We start from the raw sequence: 4,053 nt of genomic DNA on the forward strand, positions 1-4,053 counted from the left end.
CAAAAAATTGCAGGCGGACTTTGGAAAGGATTTAGAAGTTAAGACAGTTCGCGATATGGGTTGGCTTGGAAAAAAAACGGCGAGCTTTTGGGATTAATTGTTCTTAATGAATTTGACATCTTTGTCACTCTGGATAAGAATCTGCGATATCAGCAAAATCTCGACCGATTTGATTTGAAAATATTTCTGCTTTTGTCTGTAAATAACAGAAGAGAAACACTTCAGGCACTTATTGAAAAAGTGAAACTTAAAATCGAAGAAGGCAACTTGCAAAGGTTAATGGAAATTTCCTAAATGCAACCGCCTACCGCTAACATGGTATTGGCAAAAGCGGGCTGCCATTTACATGTGGAACAAACTATCAAACTATGCCCGCCTTCGCCAATACTTCCACGTTGTGCGTAACCAAAAGCAATCATTACATGGCAGAAATAGACACGGATAACCTTCTCGAAATCGCCGAGTTACGAGCTCGCATTAAACTCTCTGAGGAGGCTGAGGCGTACATCACCAGTTTTCCCTGGTGTAAAAAAGTTATTAATTGCTGGTTTGACTCGGGATTTTATGATAAAGTAGCCGTCTTCTTATTCGAAATCGAACCGAGTGCGTCTGATGTTGATCAGTTTATTTGGGTAATAGTAGGTGATATACCATCTGTTTACATCGACTCATCAGATAAAACAGGAATTGAGGCCCTAGATTCTTACTGCAGGCTTATGAATGAGTGGGCAGACAATGTGATGTCGTCGTTGCCTTTGACAGACTGTTACCCAATCGATGAACCAGCTACGAAAGAAAATGCAGCGCTTCTAAAAACGCGAATAGCGTTTATACAAAAAGAAATGCTACTTCACCCCTAAAAAAAGGCTACGCACAACATCGTATTGGCAAAAGCGGGCGTCGATACCCTGGTAATTAAAACACCAAGCATTGCCCGCCTTCGCCAATACTTTTCCGTTGTACGAAATCTATGAAACTTATCATGCCAAACATATGGATGCTATTCCTGCGAGTTCCTTTGCTAGCAGTCTTTATTTATATGTGTTCTTGGCCCATAGAGTCGTTGCGTGCCTCACATTCTGGTCAAAGCGATATGTTAGCTTGGCTGGGACTTGCACTGTTTTTTATGTTTCCGCTTTATTTAATTTGGACACTTCTTGGGGTTCTGTGGGTGACGGTTTCTCCTGACAATAAATTGTGTCGCTTTTACTATTTGTACAAATCGATTGATGTAGATGGCTCAGACGTGGAGAGCTACTATTTTACAAAACATTACACAAAACTGGCTAGTTTTGATGGCCTGCTTATGAAATTAAGATCTGGAAAGACCCTAGAGGTAACGGAATATAATTTGAGATCAGTGAAAGTAATCAAACAATTTCTTCGTTATCACCGGGTGCCAATGAAAGGAGAAAAAAGGTCGTGGTTTCCTATGACGCGGCAAATTTGACTTCGTACAACATGGTATTGGCAAAAGCGGGCCGCCAGTATCGTGTTGAACACAACATCAAGCTATGCCCGCCTTCGCCAATACTTCCACGTTGTGCGTTATGCTGAAGCAAAACAAACCGATGTAATTTATATGACAGACAGGAAAGTTGATATTGTCCAAATGATTGTGGATGAATGGAGGCAGCTAGGTTTTTATTATGACTTTGATGAGCGTGCTTCTGTAAACCAGTGGAGGTTTTTCGGACATAAACAGGGACTTTTGAATTTTGTAAAGCTGATTGACGACTATGTAAATAACGAAAATAACAGTCATTTTTCAGAACATGAACACTATGGCCCATATATGTATTTGAAAATTATTACGCTGGAGGATCAAAGTGTAATTAATCGAAATGCTATCGGCGGGACAATTGCGGATTTGAAAAAATTAAAAGATATGCTTGCTGATAAAATCGACAAATGTGTACCTGGACAAACGTTTTCTATTGACAAAGTATATGGCGAAGAGAATACCGTGACTACTAAGTTCTTTGTTATGGCTGACGATTTTGATCCTGTGACGATGGACGAATTGATAATGTCAGATAGGCAAAAAGTAGTGAACCAACAAAATGGAATGTAAACGACTTAAGGTGTGGAACCAAGCACGAACGCACAACATGGTATTGGCAAAAGCGGGCGGCAGAGACCATGTCGAACACAGCACCATGTGTTGCCCGCCTTTCGCCAATACTTCCACGTTGGCTGCCATAACATTGAACCCATGAAATTCAAAATAGCTTTAAGTTTTCTTCTTTCCCTTTGCTGTTTAAAAGGACAATCTCAGGCGAATAATCAAACTACATTTTTAGACACTTCACTTGCGAAGAAAATTACTATTTCCGGAATTTGCTTATGCCAAACAACGTTGCTTGACTTGAAAAAACTGAGTAACGACTTCAAACCTATTGAAGTTGAAGAAATGGATTTAGGAGAAAAATGTATTTCACAAGACAGTCGTTTTGAAAATGGAAAAGGATATTACTCTGACAATTTTCCAGGAATGATATTTCAAAAAACTGGAACCTCGGATGAAGTCAGTAAAATTCGATTAACGAAAAACTTTAGAGGAAATTTGCCTGACGGTACACCAATAGACTTGAGAAATTTAAGGCTGAAAGATGTTTTCAATATTTATCCCAAACTGAAAGACACATGGGGTTCTCGAGGCTGTTCTGACTATTGGAAATTTGCAAATGACACATTATTTTTCTACGTCAAAATTGACACGACCAAACATCCACAGTTTCCCATCGATGAAGCATTTTATTATGACAAACCAATAGAAGCTGTTGACCTTCTGATTTCTTGTTATCGAATATTTGAGAAAAAGGAACGCTATAAACAATTATTTAATGATCCAGTTTTCTTTATTGACAGCGCTAATGTTACAAGATTAGAAATGCAAGAGTACCAGCCGACCGACATTGCTGTCGTCACAGTTTACAAGGACATAAATGCAATTAAACTTGTGGGGGAACAAGGTAAATTCGGTGCAGTATATGTTGAGACTAAAAAATTTTCAAGAAATAGGTATTGGAACTATTTCAAAACGAAATCAGCAGATTATTCAAAAAGCTTTCCGACACCACAAAGCGATAGTTCAGTTATCTATATTCTAAATGACACGGTTTTGAAAACAAACTTTGAAGGCGATCTTTCAGGAATCAACGATAAAAATTTCATTGACCTAAAAATAATTGACAAACAAAAATTAAACAACGATTATAATATTTCAGACAAAATATTTGGCGTTGTTATTCGAACAAAACCGAAAGAAAAAAAAGATTGACGAGTCGACTTACGGCAGCTACCATAGCAACAAACGGCAGCCAACATGGTATTGGCTAAAGCGGGCGGCCAGTGTCTTGTGAACAAAACAGCAAGCTATGCCCGCCTTCGCCAATACCTCTACGTTGTACGCCACTGTATGAAACTTGTCTTTCGTATATTTTTTGGGATCGCAATATTGTTCTCCGGATTTATTGCCATCAAGATCGCATTAGGTGGCTATTTCTTGGGGATTTTTAATCAAATTCAATATTTATTCTTCGGTCTACTGCTTCTATTTACCCTGGCTGCCTTCCTGCTCGATTCCTTATATTATCAAACCGATAATAATGTATATCAATATGGAGTTACAGCTGTGGGGTTAGTTTTTTGTGCAGTCGTTAGTGTTATTATATTTCAGCATCATAGCATAGATGGGTCAAAAACTATTTTTGAGGTGTCGACTTTACCAGGGGCAAACAATGTTTTCACCATTGAGTTCAAAGAGAATAATAGGTTCCGACTAACTGAGTTTGATAGAAGTCAGCAGACGATTTATTATGGCCAGTATGAAAAAAGGGGCGATGCCTTGCTAATATTGAGCAGCAACTTCACAAACCGTGATATCCGGTTTCCGAAAGCAGGTCGCATTAACAACGATACAATATATTGGAATCAATTTGACACAATGCTTGTAAGCTGGCAATAGCGGCGTACAACATGGTATCCTATGTATAAGACGTATCGTGTGAGTTAAAATATTTCTTTGAAAGCAAAGGATAGGTGGAAGGG

The 4,053-nt window shown here is 38.7% G+C and carries 5 protein-coding genes; all 5 read left to right on the forward strand.

What is annotated here, in order from left to right; genetic code table 11:
- Window positions 1–422 precede the first annotated feature (422 nt).
- The 5 genes from ACX0G7_RS27095 (at window position 423) to ACX0G7_RS27115 (ending at window position 3,970) form a co-directional block, all read left to right on the forward strand.
- Window positions 423–860 (forward strand): hypothetical protein, encoded by a 438-nt coding sequence (locus ACX0G7_RS27095; protein ID WP_458926682.1) that lies wholly within the window; start codon window positions 423–425, stop codon window positions 858–860.
- A 110-nt stretch (window positions 861–970) separates the two neighbouring features.
- Window positions 971–1,450, forward strand: coding sequence for a hypothetical protein (locus ACX0G7_RS27100; protein ID WP_458926683.1), 480 nt, complete (start codon window positions 971–973; stop codon window positions 1,448–1,450).
- Window positions 1,451–1,492: 42 nt separating this feature from the next.
- A complete protein-coding gene (locus ACX0G7_RS27105; protein WP_458926684.1) occupies window positions 1,493–2,074 on the forward strand; it encodes a hypothetical protein in 582 nt (193 codons plus the stop codon).
- Window positions 2,075–2,215: 141 nt separating this feature from the next.
- Window positions 2,216–3,283 carry a hypothetical protein gene (locus ACX0G7_RS27110; protein WP_458926685.1) on the forward strand — a complete coding sequence of 356 codons (1,068 nt, stop codon included), beginning with the start codon at window positions 2,216–2,218 and terminating at the stop codon, window positions 3,281–3,283.
- 45 nt (window positions 3,284–3,328) lie between these two features.
- Window positions 3,329–3,970: a hypothetical protein gene (locus ACX0G7_RS27115; RefSeq protein ID WP_458926686.1), complete on the forward strand. Its 642-nt coding sequence runs from the start codon at window positions 3,329–3,331 to the stop codon at window positions 3,968–3,970.
- The last annotated feature ends 83 nt before the right edge of the window (window positions 3,971–4,053 follow it).

Source organism: Flavitalea antarctica, from assembly GCF_054461535.1.